General features: G+C 55.3%; 17 protein-coding genes. 4 read left to right on the top strand and 13 right to left on the bottom strand.

The annotated features are described in order from the left end of the window. Nucleotides 1-171: 171 nt before the first annotated feature. From AYK82_RS16145 to AYK82_RS16130, 5 genes are all read right to left on the bottom strand, one after another. Nucleotides 172-2,478 carry a glycoside hydrolase family 3 C-terminal domain-containing protein gene (locus AYK82_RS16145; RefSeq protein ID WP_068318397.1) on the bottom strand — a complete coding sequence of 769 codons (2,307 nt, stop codon included), beginning with the start codon at nt 2,476-2,478 and terminating at the stop codon, nt 172-174. A 182-nt stretch (nt 2,479-2,660) separates the two neighbouring features. Further along, a complete protein-coding gene (locus AYK82_RS16140; RefSeq protein WP_068318846.1) occupies nt 2,661-3,581 on the bottom strand; it encodes a glycine--tRNA ligase subunit alpha in 921 nt (306 codons plus the stop codon). A 223-nt stretch (nt 3,582-3,804) separates the two neighbouring features. Then, nucleotides 3,805-3,936, bottom strand: a complete 132-nt coding sequence (locus AYK82_RS18525) for a hypothetical protein (RefSeq protein WP_279626445.1) — start codon at nt 3,934-3,936, stop codon at nt 3,805-3,807. Between the two features lie 56 nt (nt 3,937-3,992). After that, complete coding sequence (locus AYK82_RS16135) at nt 3,993-4,856, bottom strand: S49 family peptidase (RefSeq protein ID WP_068318843.1); 864 nt, start codon at nt 4,854-4,856, stop codon at nt 3,993-3,995. A 194-nt stretch (nt 4,857-5,050) separates the two neighbouring features. After that, nucleotides 5,051-6,034, bottom strand: coding sequence for a uracil-DNA glycosylase (locus AYK82_RS16130; RefSeq protein ID WP_068318394.1), 984 nt, complete (start codon nt 6,032-6,034; stop codon nt 5,051-5,053). Between the two features lie 413 nt (nt 6,035-6,447). On the opposite strand from AYK82_RS16130, the gene AYK82_RS16125 reads away from it, so the two are divergent. Beyond that, on the top strand, nt 6,448-8,127 hold the full coding sequence (locus tag AYK82_RS16125) for an electron transfer flavoprotein-ubiquinone oxidoreductase (protein ID WP_068318391.1): 1,680 nt from the start codon (nt 6,448-6,450) through the stop codon (nt 8,125-8,127). A 172-nt stretch (nt 8,128-8,299) separates the two neighbouring features. Here AYK82_RS16125 and nadC read toward each other — a convergent pair whose 3' ends face one another. The 3 genes from nadC to nadA form a co-directional block, all read right to left on the bottom strand. Then, nucleotides 8,300-9,184 (bottom strand): carboxylating nicotinate-nucleotide diphosphorylase, encoded by an 885-nt coding sequence (gene nadC / locus AYK82_RS16120; protein ID WP_068318389.1) that lies wholly within the window; start codon nt 9,182-9,184, stop codon nt 8,300-8,302. After that, a complete protein-coding gene (locus tag AYK82_RS16115; protein ID WP_068318384.1) occupies nt 9,181-10,818 on the bottom strand; it encodes an L-aspartate oxidase in 1,638 nt (545 codons plus the stop codon). The genes nadC and AYK82_RS16115 overlap by 4 nt, the downstream gene beginning before the upstream one ends. 187 nt (nt 10,819-11,005) lie before the next feature. Further along, nucleotides 11,006-12,097 (bottom strand): quinolinate synthase NadA, encoded by a 1,092-nt coding sequence (gene nadA, locus AYK82_RS16110; protein ID WP_068318840.1) that lies wholly within the window; start codon nt 12,095-12,097, stop codon nt 11,006-11,008. 476 nt (nt 12,098-12,573) lie between these two features. Between nadA and AYK82_RS16105 the strand changes: the two genes are divergently transcribed. Together AYK82_RS16105 and acuI are read left to right on the top strand one after the other, a co-directional pair. Continuing rightward, the gene (locus AYK82_RS16105) at nt 12,574-13,863 is read left to right on the top strand and encodes an MFS transporter (protein WP_068318377.1); all 1,290 of its coding nucleotides are present in this window, start codon (nt 12,574-12,576) and stop codon (nt 13,861-13,863) included. Between the two features lie 223 nt (nt 13,864-14,086). Next, the gene (gene acuI / locus AYK82_RS16100) at nt 14,087-15,091 is read left to right on the top strand and encodes an acrylyl-CoA reductase (NADPH) (RefSeq protein WP_068318374.1); all 1,005 of its coding nucleotides are present in this window, start codon (nt 14,087-14,089) and stop codon (nt 15,089-15,091) included. A gap of 394 nt (nt 15,092-15,485) precedes the next feature. Here the strand turns inward: acuI and AYK82_RS18555 are convergent, their stop codons facing one another. From AYK82_RS18555 to ygfZ, 5 genes are all read right to left on the bottom strand, one after another. After that, nucleotides 15,486-16,775, bottom strand: coding sequence for a cell wall hydrolase (locus AYK82_RS18555; RefSeq protein WP_068318372.1), 1,290 nt, complete (start codon nt 16,773-16,775; stop codon nt 15,486-15,488). 304 nt (nt 16,776-17,079) lie between these two features. Continuing rightward, the gene (locus AYK82_RS16090) at nt 17,080-18,129 is read right to left on the bottom strand and encodes an NUDIX hydrolase (protein ID WP_244265782.1); all 1,050 of its coding nucleotides are present in this window, start codon (nt 18,127-18,129) and stop codon (nt 17,080-17,082) included. Between the two features lie 52 nt (nt 18,130-18,181). Beyond that, on the bottom strand, nt 18,182-18,745 hold the full coding sequence (locus AYK82_RS16085) for a tyrosine phosphatase family protein (RefSeq protein ID WP_068318368.1): 564 nt from the start codon (nt 18,743-18,745) through the stop codon (nt 18,182-18,184). Between the two features lie 32 nt (nt 18,746-18,777). Next, nucleotides 18,778-19,398 carry a YfbR-like 5'-deoxynucleotidase gene (locus AYK82_RS16080; RefSeq protein WP_068318365.1) on the bottom strand — a complete coding sequence of 207 codons (621 nt, stop codon included), beginning with the start codon at nt 19,396-19,398 and terminating at the stop codon, nt 18,778-18,780. A gap of 64 nt (nt 19,399-19,462) precedes the next feature. Next, the gene (gene ygfZ, locus AYK82_RS16075) at nt 19,463-20,344 is read right to left on the bottom strand and encodes a CAF17-like 4Fe-4S cluster assembly/insertion protein YgfZ (protein WP_068318362.1); all 882 of its coding nucleotides are present in this window, start codon (nt 20,342-20,344) and stop codon (nt 19,463-19,465) included. A 214-nt stretch (nt 20,345-20,558) separates the two neighbouring features. On the opposite strand from ygfZ, the gene AYK82_RS16070 reads away from it, so the two are divergent. Then, complete coding sequence (locus tag AYK82_RS16070) at nt 20,559-21,809, top strand: BtaA family protein (RefSeq protein WP_068318359.1); 1,251 nt, start codon at nt 20,559-20,561, stop codon at nt 21,807-21,809. Nucleotides 21,810-21,835 lie beyond the last annotated feature (26 nt).

Genomic DNA, 21,835 nt, shown 5'->3' with positions numbered 1-21,835 from the left:
GCCCTTGAGCTTTTTAGGTAAATAGAGCCAGTTTCACTGTTAGTTGCCTAGCAATCCCGGTGGCAATTGTCACCCGAAAAAGGCAAGGGCCACGGCCTGCGAGGGAGTTTTCCCGCTTGTGCTCACCGCAACTGGCAATCCCCAATTACCCTTCCAAGGTATACTGCTGCATTAACTGCTTTCCAGCTCGCCACTTTCCACGAGTAAGCTGCTATCTTTTAAATCCATGAGGCAGCGCAGGGCCTGTTCATCTTCTGCATGCCGAGCGATCATTATTTCATAGAGAATACGTTCAACAACATAGCCTTGGCTTTCTTCGTGCCATGTTGCAAGTTCGCTAATGGGCAATTGCATCTCCACTTTGCGCCGCTCGCCCGCAAGCAAGCGAACGCGCTCAAAACCTTTGAGTTGCCGTGTAATCTCGCCAATGCGCGCCTCAGCGGCCCGCACATATAGCTGCACAACTTCGGCGCAGTCGTAGGCGCCGATGTTTTGCAAAGTGAACTCCAGATGCAGGCATTGATAGTTGCCTGTTCCCACCAGCTTTGCAAGCAATGGCCCGTAGCGGATGTCCGTATAGCCAAGCCCGAAACCAAAAGGAAATGCAGCCCGCCGCCCGCAGGCCTCCAGAGCGCGGTAGCCATGCCGCTCATTGAGCTTGACGGCCTTGCCGCTAGCCGGAGGCAAGGGCAAATCTTCTTCGCGTATTGGCCATGTCATTGGTAAGCGTCCACTTGGTGAAAGCTGCCCAAGCAACACTTGCGCTAACGCCAAGCCGCCTTCTTGGCCACCATAACCGGCCCAAATAACAGCTTTGGCCTTGCTGATCCAATGCGAGACCAAATAGGGCCCGCCGCCAACCACCACAACAATCAGGTTATCCTGTACGCCGTGCAGCGCATGTAGGAGCGCCTTGTCATGGCGGGACAATTCCAAATGCGCCCGATCTCCCCCGCCTTGCACCGCCTGCGCCGCGTTATCCTCCCCGTTAAACTGGCTGGTAAAACTGCGTCGCGCCTGTTGTGCATCAGGACCCACTGCCTCAGGAAGGATTTGATGAAAACGCACTGCCAGATCATCCGGCACCTGTTCACCTTCATCTCCCTGTTTTGCACCAACAAAGACCACGGTGGCTTCTGCTGCTGCTGCCATCCGGCAGGCCCGCTCGATGTCATGCCCCTTATCCTGCTTTAGCAGAGTTTTTTGAAAGAGGGCGGCTTTCAAGGCTTCCAAAAGGGTCACCGCATGCGCCGGTTGCGTTGCGCTGGCTCCCTCATCGCCGAGCAAGGCGTTGCCTGCAGCTTCACCAATTACAGCTAGGCTGCTCAGGTGCTCAAGGGGCAACAGGCTACCTTCATTTTTTAGGAGCACCAGAGACTTCTGCGCGGCTTCCAAGGCAATGGCTCTGTGTGCCCGTGCCCCCGGCCGGATTGGTTCGGCCCGTAGATCCGCTAGCCGCACGCGTTGGCGTAACAGCCGCAGGCAAGAAAGGTCCAGCTGCTCTTGCGTGTAACTGCCATCTTGCAGGAGCGGCGCCAGCTCCTGTGCAAACAGAAAGCGAAATGGAAATTCCAGATCAAGGCCCGCCAGCGCCGCCAGCTTGGCACTGCGTATCCCGAACAAAAACGGACTAACAATAATCCCTTCAAAGCGCCAATTTTTGCGCAGCACGTCTTGCAAGAGCCATTGGCTTTGGCTGCAAAGCTCGCCGTTCACCTGATTGTAACTTGTCATGACAGAAGCCGCACCACTGGCCAATAGACGCCTGTAACTCGCCAGATGCACATTTTGCGCAGCGTTGTTTCCCAGCAGCGTTTCGCGGGAAAACTTGCCATCTTCCAAAGGCAGTGCGCCCAAATTCTTTACCACAGCTAGGGCATAGCGCTGAAGCCCGCTAACCAAAGCAGCCCCCATCTCGCCAGCAACAAATGGATCTTCTCCATAGCATTCTTGTGCGCGTCCCCACTGCGGGAAATACAGAATTGCACCACTTGCGGCACCAATCATTGTGTAACCACAGGCGCGCGCTTCTGCGCCTATTACAGCACCAACCCGCTGCTCTAGCTCGCGGTCAAACGTCGCCGCCCGCGACATAACTACAGGAAAGGTTGTGGCACCCGGCTGAGCCAGCCCACGGCTACCTTCGCAATACCTTAGCGGCGGCAAACCGGCTAGTTCGGCGCCGCCTGCGACAATCTCCGCCTTGCTCAGACCCTGCTGCATCATCTGGCCCAGGCCCTGCCAAAAGTCGGTTTGACCACTCTTCAGCGCAAGCTTTTGCTCCTGAGTAAGCTGCTGCAGTAAATGCCGTGCGATTTCGTCGTGCCTTGCCTTGGTTTGCTCCCTGCCAACGGCATTGGTGCTATGCAGCGATTGTTTGAGTGCTTCTACCGCTGCTCCAATGTCACGCGGCTGCCCGTGGGAGGCGTGGTCAGTGTCGTCGTTCGCCGGTTCATTTGTGCTGTCCTTACCTGTCATGCCTATCCATTGCGCTTATACTGACACTCTTAATGCGAAAGGCTAGCAGGCGGCAGGCAGTGCCGATACTCTCAAGGTCTTATCTGGCATTTAGGCAGGGGTAAATTCGACAGGTAACAAACCATAGAAAAAGGCCAGCCCCATGTAGAGACTGGCCTTTAAACACCGAAAGTGGCGCTAGGCTATTCTTTGCCGCCCCACTTTGTCTCTAGAAAGGCTGCGCCGCACGCTTTGGCAAGTTCCCGCACGCGCAAAATGTAGCTCTGCCGCTCGGTCACGGAAATGACGCCGCGCGCATCGAGCAAGTTAAATACATGAGAGGCCTTGTTAACTTGGTCATAGGCAGGCAGCACAACCTTTTGCAGGCCATCACCAGCTTCTTCCTTGGCTTGCTCGCTAAAGGCAAGCAGGCGCTTACATTCGTCTTCATGATCTTTGAAATGGCGGAACAGCATCTCGGTGTCCGCATATTCGAAGTTGTGTCTGGAAAACTCCTGTTCGGCCTGATGGAACACATCGCCATAGGAGATTTTCTCGTCACCTTCTCGGCCATTGAAATTCAGATCATAGACATTGTCCACACCCTGAACGTACATAGCCAAGCGTTCTAGACCGTATGTCAGCTCGCCAGAGACCGGCTTACACTCAAACCCTGCAACCTGCTGAAAATAGGTAAACTGGGATACTTCCATACCATCGCACCAGCACTCCCAGCCTAGGCCCCACGCGCCGAGCGTTGGGCTTTCCCAGTCATCTTCCACAAAACGCACATCATGCACGCCGGTGTCGATGCCAATGGCGCGCAGGCTTTCAAGATATAACTCTTGCAGGTTCTCCGGCGAGGGCTTCAGGATCACCTGAAACTGGTAGTAGTGCTGCAAGCGGTTCGGGTTTTCACCATAGCGCCCGTCAGTTGGTCGGCGGCAAGGCTGCACATAAGCTGCTTTCCAAGGGCGCGGACCGAGCGAGCGCAGTGTAGTGCCCGGGTGGAAGGTGCCAGCCCCCACTTCCATGTCATAGGGCTGCAAAATAGCACAGCCTTTATCCGCCCAGAATTGCTGGAGGGTAAGCAACAATCCTTGAAATGACTTGGTGGGATCCATGTGAGCCGGAACGGTGTCGCGCGACATCTTTTTTCATCCTGAATAGGTAACAGCCCCGCAGCGGGCAGCAAAAACAAATGTTGCCGACAGGTGCCACGATGCGCAAGATACGTCAAGCACTGCGCAAGGCAATATACTCATTTTGCGCGTATTATCTTAAAGACAGGCAGCGCAATCGCTGCCGTGCTTTAGGGTGGGGGAATAAATTGCACGCCGCAGGAAATTAGCGGTGCTGCCTAGAAGTACGGGCGTAAACGCGCACAGCCTTGGGCGTGGTTTGTTGCCCGATCACCATCGCCAGCGCGACAAGCGCACCGGCAAACACTGCTGTTATTCCCAGTAGCTCCAAAGTCATGTCAGACCTCCTGCTCTGCTATCCAACTCGTGCCGTTCCAAAGCGCGAAACGTGGGCTAGAGGCCAAAACGCTGCCAATGGCTGCGCTCTTCAGCTGCTGCCAACACAGCTGCGGGCATGTGCACCGCCGCCGCCTCGAGCGAGGGTACGGTTCGCCCGCTGGAAAGCAATGAAGCAAACCAAGAGCTCTTTGCCTCGATTTCCTTCAGCTTCACATCTTCGCCAAAGCGCGCATGCAGCTCCTCGTAAAGACTGCCCAGCTTGTCAGCAAGGCCAAGCTCCACGCCTTTAGAACCGCTCCAGAATAGCCCGTTAAACACATCCGCGTCATCCGCCAAACTACGTGCACGGCGTTCTTTTACGATACCGATGAAATGCGCGTGTAATTCTTTCTGTAGGCCTTTTAGATGTGCCACATCCTCGGCATTTTCTGGCTGGAACGGATCAAGCGTCGCTTTTTTCGTACCAGCTGTATAAACGCGCCGTTCCACGCCGATTTTTTCAATCAAGCCTTCAAAGCCAAATCCGGCGGAGACAACACCGATCGACCCGACTACAGAGGACGCATCAACAATAATCTCGTCACCCGCCAGCGCAATGAAATAGCCGCCAGACGCGGCCACATCCTCCACAAACACCAGCACTTGCTTGCTGTGTTCACTCGCCAGCTGCCGAATGCGCTTGTAGATTAGGTGAGACTGCACTGGCGATCCGCCGGGCGAATTGATGGAAAGGGCAACCAGTGGTGCCTTTTTCATTTTAAAGGCAGTCTCTAGCCGTTCCTCCACATTCGCAAGGTTAAGCGCCGAGTTGAAACGGGAGCCTTGACCAATAACACCGTGCAACCGCACCAGCGGCACCACGGTTTTTTCTTTACCAACCAGTTTTTCTGGCAAAACGGCCCGAAGTGTTTTCTTAATCAATGCAAACCTCAAAACGTAAGCGGTGCCCGAGGGCTCCGAAAAAACAACTATTCAGTCAATCATATAGGTAGGCTTCTACCCAATACAAAGGGCCGCAGGGTAACTTTTGCGTCACCATTCGGTTTTGGTTAAGCGATGCTTTTTTGGCAAACATCCCAACAGCGTAAAAAGAGCTTAACGAATACGGCGATTTATTCGGGCGGCCGCCATCCCAAGTCATAGAGTTTCGCCTTGATGCTAAGAATATCGCGCCAAGCCAGCCGCTTTTCTGCGGGCGTACGCAGCAAATAGGCGGGATGATAAGTCGCCAGCGCGGGCCGGGCCTCTGCACCGGTGCCATAGCTCATCCATTTGCCGCGCATTCGGCGGATCCCTTCACGGCTACCGGTAAGTGCCGCCGCGGAGGCGGCGCCTAAGAATACCACGATTTGCGGGTTAAGCAGTTCGATCTGACGCTGGATAAAAGGACGACAAATCTCGGTTTCTTGCGGGGTTGGCGTGCGGTTTCCCGGCGGGCGCCAAGGCACCACATTGGCAATGTAGCAAACCGACCGGTCAAGCCCCGCCGCTTCCAGCATCGTGTCCAGCAATCTGCCCGAAGGCCCAACAAACGGCACGCCGTGGTGATCTTCTTCTTTGCCCGGCGCTTCGCCGATCATCATCACGGGCGCTTTGGACGAACCATCCCCGAACACCAGCTGCTTTGCGGTCCGTTTCAGGTTGCAGCCATCAAAAGCTTGTAGCAACCGGCGCAGTTCATCCAGAGACTGAGCCTTCGCGGCCGCCTCGCGTGCTGCGTTGATTGCTTGCGCGTCAGGGAGCACGGCGGCATTGGCAGAGGCAGGTTGTAGACCTTGCGCCTCATGCGTTGCTTTTTGCGAGGCGAGCAGCGAGCGGGTTTTTTCCTTTGAGGCGGCTGTAACCTCACAAAAATCCGGTGGAATGAGCGGTTTGCTGAGCTTGCCCTGTGGCTGAGCTTGGCTTTGGCCTGTCGCCTCGGGCAGGTCGGCAAGGGCGCGAACCGGTTGGGGTGTCGCCGCAGCAACCTGCTGCGCGGTAAACCGGTAAACTGGCTCTTCATCCAATAGGCAATCCACGCCAGAGGCCTCTAGAAACTCGAAATAAGCTTCCAGAGCAGGCAAATAGCTTGGATCAACGGCAACAGTCTCTCTCATAGCCGCCAAGCTACACGCTTTAGCCAGCCGCGGCAAACAGCAACAGCGCCAAAACCATCAAGCCCTAACACTATTCACAAGCAGCTGGGAATGGGCGGTGCGCACCAGAGGCATATGCACGCGGTGGGCGAAATTGGCCCTTTAACGCATTGCACCAACTGGATGGCTCGATTACACATCTATCTGAAATCAAAGCAGCATGGGCCTGTTCAAGCGACGCGCTGGTCAATCTCATGCAACTGCGTCCATTGATCTATTGACGTTAACGTAAACGTCATTTTATCATGGTGAATGACATATGTGCTGTTTGAGTGGCAAGCCACTGGGGCGTGACGCGACCTTGCCCCATGGTCCCTCACAAAGCAGCCAAGCCGGGCGACACCCATCGCCAACAGTTGACAAGGGAGAGAGGAATGCAAGAGCAGCAGGAGTTGCCACCACGCGAATCCATGGAATTTGATGTGGTCATTGTGGGGGCTGGACCTGCTGGACTATCGGCAGCCATTCGCCTCAAGCAAATCGCGCAGCAAAACGGCGAGGATATCTCCGTCGTCGTCTTGGAAAAAGGCTCGGAGGTTGGCGCGCATATTCTCTCTGGTGCGGTGATCGACCCGGTCGGGCTAGACAAGCTGCTGCCAGACTGGCGCGACGATGATAGCGCCCCGATCAAAACCAAAGTGACTGTCGACAAGTTTCTGCTGCTTGGCCCCGCGGGCGCAGCCCGCATCCCCAATTTCACCATGCCAAAGCTCATGGGTAACCACGGAAACTACATTGTCTCCCTTGGCAATGTGTGCCGCTGGCTTGCCGAAAAAGCAGAGGCCATGGGAGTTGAGATTTATCCCGGTTTTGCTGCGGCTGAGGTGCTTTATGATGATGAGGGCCGTGTGCGCGGCGTGGCAACAGGCGATATGGGTGTGGGCCGTGATGGACAGCCCAAAGACACCTATATGCGCGGTATGGAGCTGTTGGGCAAATACACCCTCATTGGTGAAGGGGTGCGCGGCTCGCTCGCAAAACAGCTCATCGAACAGTTTGATCTGGACCGGGATAGCGACCCTGCTAAATTTGGGATCGGCATTAAAGAGCTCTGGGAAGTCGCTCCGGAAAAGCATCAGCAAGGCCTTGTGCAGCACACCCTTGGTTGGCCGCTTGATAGCAAAACCGGTGGCGGCTCGTTCCTGTATCACCTGGAAAACAACCAGGTGGCCGTTGGCTTCGTGGTCCACCTTAACTACCAAAATCCCTACCTCTCACCTTTTGAAGAGTTCCAGCGTTTCAAGCATCATCCAGCCATTAGCGAGGTGTTTGCAGGCGGCAAGCGTATTGCCTATGGCGCCCGTGCAATTTCAGAGGGGGGCTTTCAGTCCTTGCCGCGCCTAGCCTTTCCTGGCGGGTTGCTGATGGGCTGCTCCGCTGGCCTTGTGAACTTACCGCGGATCAAAGGATCGCACAACGCCGTGCTCTCGGGCATGCTGGCGGCTGAAAAGGTTGCAGAAGCCTTGGCACAGGGAGCGCAGAATACCCAGCTGGACAGCTATGACAGCGAGTTGCGCGCGAGTGAAATCGGTGCTGATCTGAAGCGTGTTCGTAACGTTAAACCGCTGCTCAGCCGCTTTGGTAATTACCTTGGTATGATGCTCGGCGGATTTGATATGTGGTGCCAAGAGCTCGTCGGCAAGTCGCTGTTTGGCACCTTGCATCACACCAAGACCGATGCTGCCAGCTTGCTGCCTGCTAAAGCCTGTAAAGCGATTGACTATCCCAAGCCTGATGGCAAGATTTCCTTTGACCGGCTCTCCTCGGTGTTCTTATCGAGCACCAATCATGAGGAAGATCAGCCAATTCACTTGCGCTTGCGTGATGAAGCCCAGCAGAAACTTTCCGAACTTGATGAATTCGCTGGGCCATCCGCCCGCTATTGCCCTGCCGGTGTTTATGAATGGGTGGCGGAAGAGGGCGCCGAGCCGCGCTTCCAGATCAATGCACAAAACTGCGTGCACTGTAAGACTTGTGACATCAAAGACCCCAACGGGAATATTACATGGACAGTGCCGGAGGGGCAGGGCGGCCCCAACTATCCCAATATGTAGTCGCGGCCAGCTCAGTAGCCAGCGGCAAAGGCGAGCCAATTGCCTCGCCTTTACATTTTGCGCCAAGGCCCGGACCGAAGACGGCCCGTGGCCGGCAGATAGAAACGGCAAAGGCGGCGGCTCTTCACGAGCCTGCCGCCTTTTCTTTATTCCTTGGGCTATTGGGAGCGGTTTAGGTGTTAATATGGATGTCGAGGCCCAGATCAAGCACTGGCGCGGAGTGAGTTAACCAGCCGGTCGAGACCACATCCACGCCGCTTTGCGCGATTGCGCCCACACTTTCCAGCGTAATACCGCCTGATGCTTCCAGCAGCGCGCGACCTTGGGTGATTTGCACAGCTTCACGTAGAAGTTCAGGTCCCATATTGTCGAGCATCACCACATCCGGCTTGGCGCTAAGGGCTTCGTGAAGCTGCTCCAGAGTGTCAACCTCCACCTCGATTTTTACCAGATGCCCTGCAAAAGCACGCGCCCGCTCGATCGCGATAGCCACGCCGCCTGCAACTGCAATGTGATTATCCTTAATTAAGATCGCATCATCCAGCCCGAAGCGGTGCGAGGCACCACCACCACAGCGCACAGCATACTTCTCAAAAGCGCGCAGCCCCGGTGTGGTTTTGCGCGTGCAAACCACATTGCATTTGGTGTGGGCTATTTTGGCGGCAAACTTCTGTGTTGCACTGGCAATACCGGAAAGATGACCAAGGAAATTGAGTGCCACGCGCTCTCCGGCAAGCAAACCCCGCGCGGGTCCTTGAATGGTGGCAGCAACATCACCTGGCGCAAGTGCCTGCCCGTCTTGCTTGTGCCAAGTAACGGCAAGGCCAGCATGCGCAAGACGAAAAGCGGCATCGGCGAGGGCTGATCCGGCCAAAATGCCATGTTGGCGGGAGACAATCTGCGCGTTTGCGCTTGCCTCTGCCGGAATCGTTGCCTGAGAGGTGATATCACCAGCTCGGCCAAAATCTTCCAGCAAAGCCGCCTTGACTGCTTCCTCCACCATCAATTGGGGCAGTTCTGGCAAGAAGGCTGCGCTGTTATTCTCTTGAGTGCTCATGAAAGCTCCATGGCTTGAACGGCCGCCTTACCTGCCGCACTTTCTTGTGCAGCCTTGGCAAGTTCATCAATCTGCGTCAGCTTAACGAAGGAGCGCTTGGCATAGTCCTGCGATTTTTCTTGATAATCCGTGCGGAAATGGCCGCCGCGGCTTTCCTTGCGCAGCAACGCAGAGCCTGCAATCAGCTTGGCTGCCTGCACCATATTGAAGATCGTATCGCGGCGGCAATATTGCTCCGCCTCTTGTAAGAGGGCAAGCGCGGCTTGCAAGCCTTCCTCGCTGCGTTCCACGCCCACATACTGGCTCATAGTCCGGCGGATCAGCGCCACAACCGAGCGCTCACGCACGTTACGCTTCGAGGCAATGTCTTGATGATCGCTGATCTCTGCCCAGTGGTGCACGCGGTGGTGCGGCATCAAACCTTGAATGTCCTCTGCAATGCGTGCGGCAAAAACCACCGCCTCAAGCAAGGAGTTGGAGGCCAGCCGGTTTGCCCCATGCGCTCCGGTGCCAGCCACTTCCCCGGCCGCCCACAGACCATCAACGGATGTGCGACCGCTGGCATCACTCATGATACCACCCATGTGATAATGCGCCGCCGGAGCCACCGGTAGCAGCGCTGAAGCCGCGTCAAGGCCTGCCTTCTGCGCAGCAGCATACACGGTTGGGAAACGGCTTTCCATGTCTGCGCCAATCGCCCTGCGGCAATCAAGAAAGGCTGTGCCCCCGGCTGCGATCTCGCGGTGGATCGCCCGTGCAACAACATCACGCGGCGCAAGATCAAGCAGGGGATCAACCCCCTCCATCAGGCGGTTGCCATCGGCCCGCACCAGCACCGCGCCCTCACCGCGCAGCGCCTCGCTGGCAAGTGGCGCAGGATCCAGCCCCACATCAAGCGCTGTTGGGTGAAACTGCACAAACTCCGCATCGGCAATGAGCGCCCCGGCACGCGCCGCCATGGCCAGTCCGTGGCCATTGGCTTCATTGGGATTGGTTGTGGTGCCATAAAGATGCCCCACACCGCCAGAGGCGAGGACAACGGCCTTTGCAGGAATGGTAATCATCTGCGTTCCGCCGCGCCGCCTTGCGGTGATCCCGGTGACATAGCGCCCCTCGCTGAGCAACTGGCAGGCGCTGTAACCCTCAATCACCCGGATGCTCGCGGTGTTGCGCGCAGCCTCAAGCAGAGCCGCCATAATCGCCGCGCCCGCCATATCCCCGCGGACCCGCACCACACGGTTTTCGCTGTGCGCTGCCTCGCGCGAAAGCTCCAGCTTGCCGGCCAGATCCTTGTCAAAAGGAACACCATAGCTAAGCAAATCAGTGATCCGCTCGGCTGCCTCGCCGGTCATGCCGCGCACTATGCTGGCCTCGCAAATGCCATCGCCTGCCGCCAACGTGTCTTGCGTGTGCTTGTCACAAGAATCGCCCTCGGCGACAGCAGCGGCAATGCCGCCTTGCGCCCAAGCAGAAGACGCGCCATCGCCAATAGGCGCATTGGTGACAATTGTCACGGGCCGTGGTGCGAGTTTCAGCGCGCAAAACAAACCGGCGAGCCCGCCGCCGACAATGACAACATCGTCAACGCCGTTCAGCGCAACAGCAGGGGCAAGCAAAGAAGCATGTGTGGTCATGGTAGAATACTTGAAGCTAATAGCGATGTGAGTTGCGCCCGCTTATAGCAAAGCAGGCAAGGGCAAGCCAGAGGAGCACCGTAAGAATATCTCGCTAGCAAGGCAGATTGCCGCGCAGGGTTAAGGCATCGGCGGCCCTGCCCAAAGAAAACCCGCAGTCGCATCAGATGCTACTGCGGGAAGAGGCTTAGTTTTTCAGGTTAATCATTCGTTCAACAGACAATCGCGCACGGGCGGCGACGTCTTCATCCACGAATACCTCCCCTTTCATTTCAAGCAGACAATCGAGAATTTTTTCAAGGGTTATGCGCTTCATATGCGGGCACAGGTTACACGGCTTCACATATTCAACCTCGGGCGTTTCCGAGGCGATGTTCGAGGCCATGGAACATTCGGTAATCAGCATGGCCTTTTTCGGCTTTTCCCGTTTAACCCAATCAATCATATGGGAAGTGGAGCCGGCAAAATCAGCTTCGGCAACCACAGAGGGTGGGCACTCCGGGTGCGCAATGATCTTTGCCTCTGGCTCGATCTCGCGGTATTCGCGCAGCTCTTCGGCGGTAAATTGCTCATGCACTTCGCAAGAGCCCGCGTAGGTAAGCACCTCAACATCCGTCTGGTTTGCCACATTGCCTGCCAGATACTGATCCGGCACCAGCAACACCTTGTCTGTGCCCATCGCCTCAACCACCTGCACCGCATTGGAAGAAGTACAGCAAATATCACATTCGGCTTTCACATCGGCCGAGGTGTTTACATAGGTGATAATCGGCACGCCCGGATTTTCTTCACGCAAGCGGCGCACATCCGCACCAGTGATCGATTCAGCCAGCGAACAGCCAGCCTCCATATCCGGAATAAGTACAGTTTTCTCTGGAGACAGAATCTTCGAGGTCTCCGCCATAAAGTGCACACCACATTGGATGATCACCTCAGCCTCGGCACTCGCCGCTTCTTTCGCCAGCTGCAAACTATCGCCAACAATATCTGCCACCCCGTGAAAGATATCCGGTGTCATATAGTTATGCGCCAGAATGACTGCGTTACGTTCTTTCTTCAGCCGGTTGATCTCAAACACATACGGCGCCAGCACGGCCCATTCGATTTCTGGAATGAAATCCTTGAGCTTTTCATAGACAGGCGCTGTCGCTTCCGCCACCTCAGCAGTGTATTGCAACTGTGGGCGGGGCAATGCGCCAAACCGCTCCAGAGCTGAAAGGCCTGTTGAGGTTGGTAATGAGATTTCTGCTGCAACAGCACTGTTGGCAGGTGCGGTCATGTGGCGTTCCCCCGGGAGGTAGGTGGCTTTATGCTCATTTTGAGTAAAAGGAGGGCCAAAACAAAGGCCCAGCCAATAAAGTGGGCCCGATGCGTACACACCCTTATACTCATTTTCAGCATATATAGGCGATGCGCCGCACTTGCACAAGAAAAAACGCGCATCCCTGCGATATTCCAGCGTCATGAGCGGCGCTCTGGTTTTGTACATATCAATGCAACGGGCAAGTATCGCAACTCAAGTCATTAGGGACCCAATGGTTTTGGAAATGGCCCTTTGCAAAAACCACAATACAACATTCTGCAGGTATACGCTCTAGATCGACCAAACTGCACCGCGTGTTATTCAAACGAAAAGCTAAGCAAATATACGTTGTACTGAGCAGAGAAATAGGGCAAGTAACTCAATTGCTAAGTGAAACATCAAAAAAGTTGCGCATTTTCAATAGGTGCCGCAATGTCGTGCTAGGAATTTCCATGTCCTCAACTTTAAAGCTCCCGCCGCTGCTTAGCGGTTCAACGCTCGCACTTGCTCTTGTGTGTGGCAGCTTGGTTTCTTTGCTTTCGTTTGGCCCAAGGGCGTCGCTTGGCTTGTTTCTGACGCCAATGAGTGATGCTCACCAATGGAGCCGAGATGTCTTTGCACTCGCATTGGCGATCCAGAATCTTGTTTGGGGGCTCGCACAACCCTTTGCCGGTGCCGCTGCGGATAAGCTGGGTAGTGGCAAAACCATCGCTTGTGGCGGTGTACTATATGCCATCGGGCTCTATTTGATGAGTATGAGCGGCACGCCGCTGCTGCTGCACCTAACCGCTGGTGTGCTTATTGGCCTTGGTATTGCCTTTTCGTCCTTTACACTCGTGCTCGCCGCCTTTGCAAAAACAGTACCTGCGCACCGTCAAGGTTTGGCTTTCGGCCTTGGAACAGCTGCCGGCTCTTTTGGCCAGTTCCTGTTTGCCCCACTTGGTCAAGGCCTGATCTCCAATATCGGCTGGCAACCAAGCTTGTGGGTGCTGGCCGCCATCACTTGTGTGATTCCTTTGCTGGCGCTGGTTATGGCTCTTATAGGCAATCCGACAGCCGCGCATAAAACTGCAGCTGCCAAGGCCGAGGAAACCGCCCGGGCCGCGGGCGTTCAACCAATCGACCTAAAACAAACGCTTGCCACCGCTTTTAAAACACGCAGCTACCAATTGCTCGTCGCTGGGTTTTTCGTCTGCGGTTTTCATGTCGCGTTTATTACAGTGCACCTGCCGCCTTATCTGGCTGATCTGGGTATGGATCCGGCACTGGGCGCATGGGCGCTCGCCTTAATAGGTCTGTGTAACATTGTGGGTTCGCTGGTCTCCGGGTATTGCTCCTCGCACTATCCAAAGCCCTACGTGCTCTCCTTCATCTATTTTGCTCGTGCCCTTGCTATTCTAGCGTTCATATCGATGCCGGTTTCGCCAACATCTGTGCTGCTTTTTGCAGGCACTATGGGGTTGCTCTGGCTCTCTACGGTGCCGCCAACATCCGGCCTTGTCGCCGTGATGTTTGGACCAAAATACATGGGTACTTTATTCGGTCTTGTCTTCCTGTCCCACCAGATTGGCTCGTTTCTTGGGGTTTGGCTCGGCGGTGTGATCTATGCGCAAACCGGTTCTTATTTGCTGCTATGGTGGGCAGGCATCGCGCTAGGCGTTCTTGCTGCGATCGTTCACTGGCCCATTGCAGAGCGGCATGTACCAGTTGGGCAACCGGCAAACTCGGGTGTGAGCGGCTAAGCCCTTGCCGTGGGGCATAGTCATCTGTCGGGGTTCGCAGCGCTTAAAATCCATGACAGGTTGGGTCCGCGCAGCGCATTGCCATTTTAGGGGAGGGACACAGGTTTGTGCACCTACGAACTCTCCCCTGCGTAATCTCGCAGATGCGTCGACGTGCAAGACAGGGCACAACAAGGCATTGGTGGCGATCAGCAGCCACAGCCCCTAAGGCAAAGGACACCCCATGCAACAGGCATTTACCGCTCTTTGGATCGAGGCAACAGAAAAAGGCGTCAAGCCTGCCCCCGCAACCTTCAGGCAGATCACTCTCGATGATTTGGATGAGGGGGATGTGCTGGTCAAAGTCAGCCACTCCACTGTGAATTACAAAGATGGTCTGTGCCTAGCGGGCAATCCGGGTGTGCTGCGCAAGACCCCTATGGTTCCGGGCATTGATGTTATTGGCGAGGTGGTTTCCTCGCAAAACGATGCCTTCAAGGCAGGCGATGCTGTCATAATGAACGGTTTTGGCGTTGGCGAAGTGCACACTGGCGCCTATGCCCAATACGCGCGTCTCAAGTCACAATGGCTGGTGAAGCGGCCCGAGGGCCTGAGTGCCAAAGATGCCGCAGCAATTGGCACCGCTGGATACACTGCCATGTTATGCGTCATGGCGCTGGAAGACCACGGTCTTACACCAGCCTCGGGCCCGATCGCCGTATCCGGTGCTGCTGGCGGTGTTGGCTCGGTTGCCGTATCGCTACTGTCCTCTCTGGGCTACGAGGTCATCGCCTTCACTGGCCGTAAGCAAGAAGAAGAGGCCTTCCTCCTAGATCTTGGCGCAAAAGAAGTGCGTGAGCGTGCCAGCCTGAGTGAGCCGGGGCGTCCTTTTGCCAAAGAACAATGGGCAGGGGCGATTGATGTAGCCGGTAGCCATACTCTGGCGAACCTGCTTGCCGCCACCCGCTATGGCGGCGCTGTTGCAGCTTGCGGGTTGGCGCAAGGTTCCGACCTTCCGGCAACTGTTATGCCATTTATCTTGCGCGGTGTTGCCCTGTTGGGAGTGGACTCTGTACAGGCGCCTCTGTCAAAAAGGGAAAAAGCCTACCGCCGCTTGCAGCAAGATCTGGATCTGGCCAAGCTGCACAAGCTTTCCAGCGTTATCTCGCTAGAGCAGGTGCCTGAAAAAGCCAAGGCGATTTTGTCCGGCCAAGTGCGTGGTCGACTGATCGTCGAAATAGAGGGCTAGCAATAGTTTGAGCGAGTAAGCCTTAAGCACCGTAGTTAGATTTGCGTTGGTTGCTTGCGCCGCTGCCTAAATCTGGATTGGCTTAGTAGGAACCAGTCCCAATTGGATTGCTAGAAGCGCGCGAATCCCACCGCGCGCTTTCTTCCAGAGATCTGAAACACGATGATGTGAGATGAACTGCTGTGGCAATCTTTTAAATACTCAATGAATGCGGCAAGCTTAAAGGGCGAGATTGCAAGGGGGGCAATCGCTGGATTATTGCGATAAGCTAGGATCAGACACAAGCCCTCCCCTAGTCAAAGCGCAAGCACTCCGTCCAGAAACCAAAGTGGAAAAGCAACCAGCGCTTTAACGCAATCGAGTAAGCGCCACCACTTGAGAGCTTCAGCGCCGCTTAGCTCCACCCACCCTTATAAGTTTTGTAGAAAATATGTAGACCAATTTTTTGCTTGCGCTGCATTGTGCTTGCCCAATTGGGGCGCACATAGGTCGCATGATAGTGGGTCGAGGCGCCAACACTTGGCAGGTTGACCTCGCCGCGAACCGCCTTTTGTGCAATGACTTTGGCTTTGGCCCAAGACTTGCGATCATAGACGCGCTCAGGATACCCATCGCAGGCAAAGGAGAATTGGCATGCATTCAGGCGGTTCTTGTTCTGATAAACCACCTTGCAAATACTGTTCGGATAGGTCGGGTTCTTGACCCGGTTAAGCACGACTTGTGCAACAGCGATTTGCCCATCACGCGGTTCGCTGCGCGCTTCAAAATACACGGCTTCTGCCAAACACTTTAACTCCTGCTTGGCATTTGCAGATTTAGGCAGGTCTTTCAGATACCACCAATGCGGATTGGTCAGCGCATAGGCGGCCAAGTCCTTTGAACTCAAGTGTGGCTTGTCGCCGGGCACGGCAGACACCAGTTGCGGGGTCTCGCCCTGAACGGTCAATCCATCGTCAGCGCTGGTATGGGCAGGGCGGAGCAAGGCGTCAAACGGGGCCTTGTTTGTATGCGCTCCCGACGGGGCGTAGGCCATCGCCAGTGTCGCGCCAGCAGCGTTCACCGCTGGCGTATTCTTGAATTCGGCAAGTGCGACTTGAACCGGATCAAGTTCGCCTGCTCTAACCAACTGGTACATATGCGCCGTTCGCAGTTGGCTAATGCCCGGTCGTTCCACTTGCACGTGTTGCGGCCAACTGCTCAATTCTGGCACCATCAAACTCGCCAGATCAAAGTGAACGGATGCAGCAAACAGATTTCCAGCACTTTTTTGCTGTCCTGTGCTTTCAGGTTGCCTAGAGCTATGCGATTGGGATGATGCAAAATCAGCCGGTGTTGCAAATGCTCTGGTCGCTCGCAGTGGATTGACAGCGGGCATATGCCGCTTGGCAGACGCCAATCTCTGGGCGAGGAGCACGCGCTCTGCTGCCGCATTTGCCTTTTCGTTAGCCAGAGCTGCCGCCCGCGCGGCGATCTCCTCAGCGCTCAAGGCAGGTTCTGGCATGCCAGCATAGACCATCCATCGCGGCACGTCTTGCGCGGCTACTTGCGCCGCCGAGGCCATATCCTGATAGGAAACAGTTGTCGCGCTCGCGCATACGCCGAAAATGCTTAGCCCTGAAAGCAGCAAAAGCCGGGCAGTAATTGCATTCGAGTCTTTATTTTTCGCACGCGAGCTATGCGCCATCCACCTTGGTCCTCACCAAAACTCAAATACAAATGCCTTGCAGGTCAAGGCCGCCAGCTGAACTGCATTAAACGCAGGTTAACCAAATCAGCTTGCGTGATAATTGTCTCTTAACCTTGACAATAGGTTAAAGCGCAACACTGAAATACACCCAAATTAAGGCCAGTGGTTTTTACCCATCTAATAAATGGTGTTGTCCTTTTCTGGATACAGTGACTTCGAACCAAGCGCTTACAAGGACTTAGCGGTTGGTAACCCGCACCAGATTTTCAGAGCAATTGCCAGTGAATAACAGCCGCATCCCCTACATGCGCCCGATGCGCAAACCCGGAGCAGGCCGTTCTGTTAAAATCTCGCGTCTGAATCGGTAAAGTGCCGCAGGTCTGCCGCCGGTGGTGGTGGACGTTTGTCCGGTTTGTTCCACCAGTTTTGCGCTTTCTACCAAGCGCCGGAAGTTCTGCTTGTGCACGTGTTGTCCGCCAATGGCCTCAACAGTTCGTTGTAAGTCTGTAAGTGTGAACTGCTCGGCCATGAGCTCAAACACCACAGGTCGGTACTTCAGCTTGCCCCGCAGCCGCGAAAGCGCGGTGGCCAGAATGCGCCGATGATCAAACACCATTCCATCGCCAGTACTATGTGGCCGCAGTGCCTGCGGCTCGGGCAAATCAGGGGCAGGGCGCCCATCGCGGATCGCCTCAACAACCAGACCGATGCCATAAAGAAACTCGTAGCGGTCCAACACCCGCTCCTCGTCCCAGCGAATCGGACCATCGCCAAATGACAGTTGAAACCGCTCTTTGCGCGAAAGCCGGGCAAGTGTGTCACCGCCACTACCGGCTTGCGCGCATAGCGCTTTGATCGCCGGAGCAAGCTCTTGTTGTAAGATAGGTGGCTTTCCGCCACGCCAGTCTTCCCAAGGAAAAAAGTCGTACCATGGTCGCCAAATAGCGCCTTGGGCTTTTAACAAAGCGTCAGATTCTGGAGTTTGCCGTGTCAGGGCCAGATATCCGACGGACACAACGTGTTTTTCGCCGTCAATCGCGCTGGCATAGCGGCCCCGATCTCCGAAGGTGTAGAGCTGCTCCACGTGGCCCAATTGCAGCGCGGTTTGCTCGCGTACAAACGCACGCAATCCAAGTTCAAACGTGCGATGTATACTGGGATCAAACGGACCAGATGGCAGCGCAGCCATGCCGCGCTCACTGCCACCAGATACGCAAAGCACATAGGGCGTTTTTCCCAAAACCGAGACGATCACCGCATTGAGTGTCACCTCAATGTCGCCGCCGCGAGTACTTGGTACTGCGTCATCGCTGTCGCGCTGTTGCAATTTTGAAGGCGAAGCCCCCTGCATGGCTTGCTCCCGCTGGTGCAATAAGGACGGACGGCGCACTCGCCGCCACCTCTTATGCAATCAATCGATAGATTTGCTGTTCAAGTTCAAGGCAGAACACCGGCCCCTCAAAGGCATCACACCCCCGACCAATCCCCTTTATTGCTTCTATCATACGCCCGCTTCGTTGCAAAAGATTGTCGCCGTGATGCACAACAAGTGGGTTAGGTGTCGCCTCAGGGCTGGCTTCTCGCAGCAAATGCGCCAGTTTTCCCTCGGCGCCGGCCTTACTCAGCGCACAGGCAATGGTGTAGGCAAAGGCGGTGGAACGGGAAACGCCTGCCCAGCAATGCACTACCAGCTCTTTAGTTGTTCCCGAAGGCGTTGAAGATGAGGGCCCCGCAGCAATCGCTTGCGCCGTTGCAATACCCGCAGCAACCTGTTCTTGACGAACCGTAATTAATCCCTTGCGCGGCGTTGCAACATCGTGGAACACGAGTTGTTGCCATGTGGAGAGGTTCGTATGCTCCGGCTTTGACGGCGCATTGCCCGGTGAGCAAAGAGATAGCACCGCCGCGCTCTCGCATTGATCAAGTACAGTATCAAGCTTTGATAGCGGGCAAACCCAAAGTTTCAAACGCAGTGTCTCCCAATTAGTCGCTGGACTTGCTAGCCATTTTGCAAGGCGTTGAATCGCTTTAGAAATTGCTCCTGTGCTTGAGCCGTAGCAATTGGCTGCACCATAGCACGAACAGCGCCGCACTCCTCAGCGCTAAGCTCTTTCGGCGCACCAAAGATTCTATCCGCTTCTTCCTCGGAAAAGCCCGCCAGCTCCACGGCTTCAAAATAGGCGCAGATGATATCCGCCTTTTTTGCCAGTTTGGCAATACCCCGCGGCATATGCTCAGGCAAATCAAACGCGCGGTGAATTGCCATGTGCAGGCGTTCTTCAACACTCTTATAATTGCCGCCCAGCACTGTTTTGAAGGGCGAGATCATATCACCAATTACATATTCCGGCGCGTCGTGAAGCAGCACCGCAAGTTGCCAGCGTATTTCAAGGTCATGCTTTAGCATTCGGGCAATTGCTTCCACCACAACACAGTGTTGCGCCACCGAAAAGGCATGTTCGCCAGTGGTTTGCCCATTCCAGCGCGCCACACGCGCCAGCCCGTGTGCAATGTCGCAAATCTCGACATCCAGTGGTGAAGGGTCGAGCAAGTTAAGGCGACGACCAGAGAGCATGCGCTGCCATGCGCGCGGGGAATGTCCTGCTTTATCTGCTGCCATGCGTCTTTCTACCTGCGTACCTTTATTTCTCGCAGTTACATGCCACCTCTGTGCGCAATTGGGCTCAGCCGGCAATATCAAGCTGAAAACCGGCATAGGTAGGGACGTGTAAAGCGATTGGAATGCCGTTTGTCGTCAACGCCGTGCCCGCTGCTAATGCGGTGCTGACGCGATCTAGACGAACTAGCGCAACAGCAACGCCGTTGTGTGACGAACCCATGACACCCACAGCTTTTTCACTCGCCACAATATCAGTACCTGCATCTGGAAGAGGGGCAGATGCACTCGCGCATACCAACCGACGCCGTGCAGTGCCGCGATGTTTCATACGTGAGACGACCTCTTGCCCCACATAACATCCCTTCGAGAAGTCGATGCCGTTCAATTGATCCATGTTCACGTCATGGGGGAACACGCTTCCTAGCTCGTAATCTCGCCCGCTTTCACCAATGCCCAGCCCTAGCAAGTGCTCCTGCCATGTTGCAGTCTCGCTCTGTGCCAACTGGGCAAAGCGTTCAGATGTACGCGCAATCGCCCGTCCGCCTATTTGTGGCAAGCGCGGGTCGACATCAAAGCCCTCTGGCAAGCTCGCGGGTTCACCCTCTGTGCTAGCTGCAAAACAAACCCAAACCGCCAGCTCATCTGCTATCTCAATACTCACATCTGCACGCAGCTTATACATCATCAGCCGCTTTTGCAGTGCTGGCAAACTGTCTTGGCCAAGCTCCAGAATATAGCTTGGTGATGCCTCGTCACCTACCGCGTTCAAGTGAAGAAAGAAATCAAACAGGATTTTCCCTTGCGGTGTGAGCAAGGCCCCGAAGCTGACCGGGTGCTCTTTGCTTGGCAGCGCACAGGTCACCAGATTGCCCAGCAACGTGGCCGCGTCCGCCCCGCCGATAAGCAAAGCACTGCGATCTTTAAGGTGAGTGTAGGTCCAATCCATGAGAAATCCTAGGCAGTGTAAACGAAGCGGCTGGAGGCAAAGCGCGGCATTTGACCCAGACAAAGACCATACCTACAAAACGCGCGCCAAACCGACAATGCCTAATCGCCACTCATTTGCAATTGCGTTTAAGCCGCTGCGTCATATCCCTGTCGTGAGAAGCGAATAAACCTGCGCCCCAATATTTCGAGGTCTCTTGAATCAGGAGCACGCGGTGTCTTCCAGTTTAAAGCTTTCCAAACGTCATTTGCAAAATGCTGTCCACCAGTCCAGCCTGCGCTCACAAAATGGTGTCTTGGAGCGTGTGTTCACCTTTGCCTTCAAAGGGCTGGTCTATCCGCAAATTTGGGAGGATCCGCGTGTCGATATGCAGGCGCTGAACCTGCCAACCGGGGGGCGCATGATCACCATCGCCTCTGGAGGCTGCAATGTCCTGTCTTACCTAACGCAAGATCCGCAGGAGATTATCGCCGTTGATTTGAACCGCGCCCATATTGCCCTCAACAAGCTAAAACTCAGCGCCGCGAAGCATCTGCCAAACTACGACAGTTTCTACCGCTTCTTTGGCGAGGCGGATGAAGTCGCCAACTTGGCTGCATACAACCGATTTTTAAAAGACAACATTGACGCCCAGACACGCCAGTACTGGCAATCTCGCGACTGGACAGGCCGCCGCCGCATCACCTTGTTCTCGCGTGATCTATATCATCATGGCATGTTGGGGTACTTCATCGGCGCCACCCATCTAATTGCTCGCTTTTATGGCGTGGATCTCTCCCAGATCGTCGAAGCCCGATCACTGGCAGAGCAGCGCAACTTTTTTGACAAAACACTCGCGCCCTTGTTCGACAAGCGCATGGTCCGCTGGGTGACCTCAAAAAAAATGTCGCTTTACGGCCTTGGTATTCCTCCTGCCCAATATGAAGCCCTGTGTGCTGCAGAGCAGGGCGATATGGCCGCAGTGTTGCGCCAGCGCTTGCAAAAGCTGACCTGCGATTTCGCAGTATCAGACAATTACTTCGCTTGGCAGGCATTTACCCGCGGATATGCGCCGCGCTCCACCACTGGCCCTTCTGGGCCATTGCCTCCCTACCTTGAAGAACGGCATTTTGACACAATTAGGCAACGTGTCGGCCGGGTGCGTGTCGAGCATCGCTCGGTCACGGATCATCTGGCAAAAGAAGCGGACGCGTCCTTACATGGCTTTGTCTTGTTGGATGCGCAGGACTGGATGACAGATCAGCAGCTTAACGAGCTGTGGCAGCACATCACCCGCACGGCAGCACCCGGAGCGCGCGTTATTTTTAGAACAGCTGCCGAGCCCAGCCTCTTGCCAGGGCGGGTTGAAGACACCATCATAAAGCAGTGGACCTATGAAACACAGCAAAGCGAGCAGCTGGGCAAGCAAGACCGCTCGTCAATTTATGGCGGCTTCCATATCTATACACGTTTGCCAAAAGCATAAGTCCAGATTTGTTTTAAGTTGCTGCA

Source organism: Polycladidibacter hongkongensis (genome assembly GCF_001561995.1).
Classification (GTDB): domain Bacteria; phylum Pseudomonadota; class Alphaproteobacteria; order Rhizobiales; family Stappiaceae; genus Pseudovibrio; species Pseudovibrio hongkongensis.
Note: the sequence above shows the minus strand (reverse complement) of the source record. Positions and strands in the feature narration are given on the sequence as shown.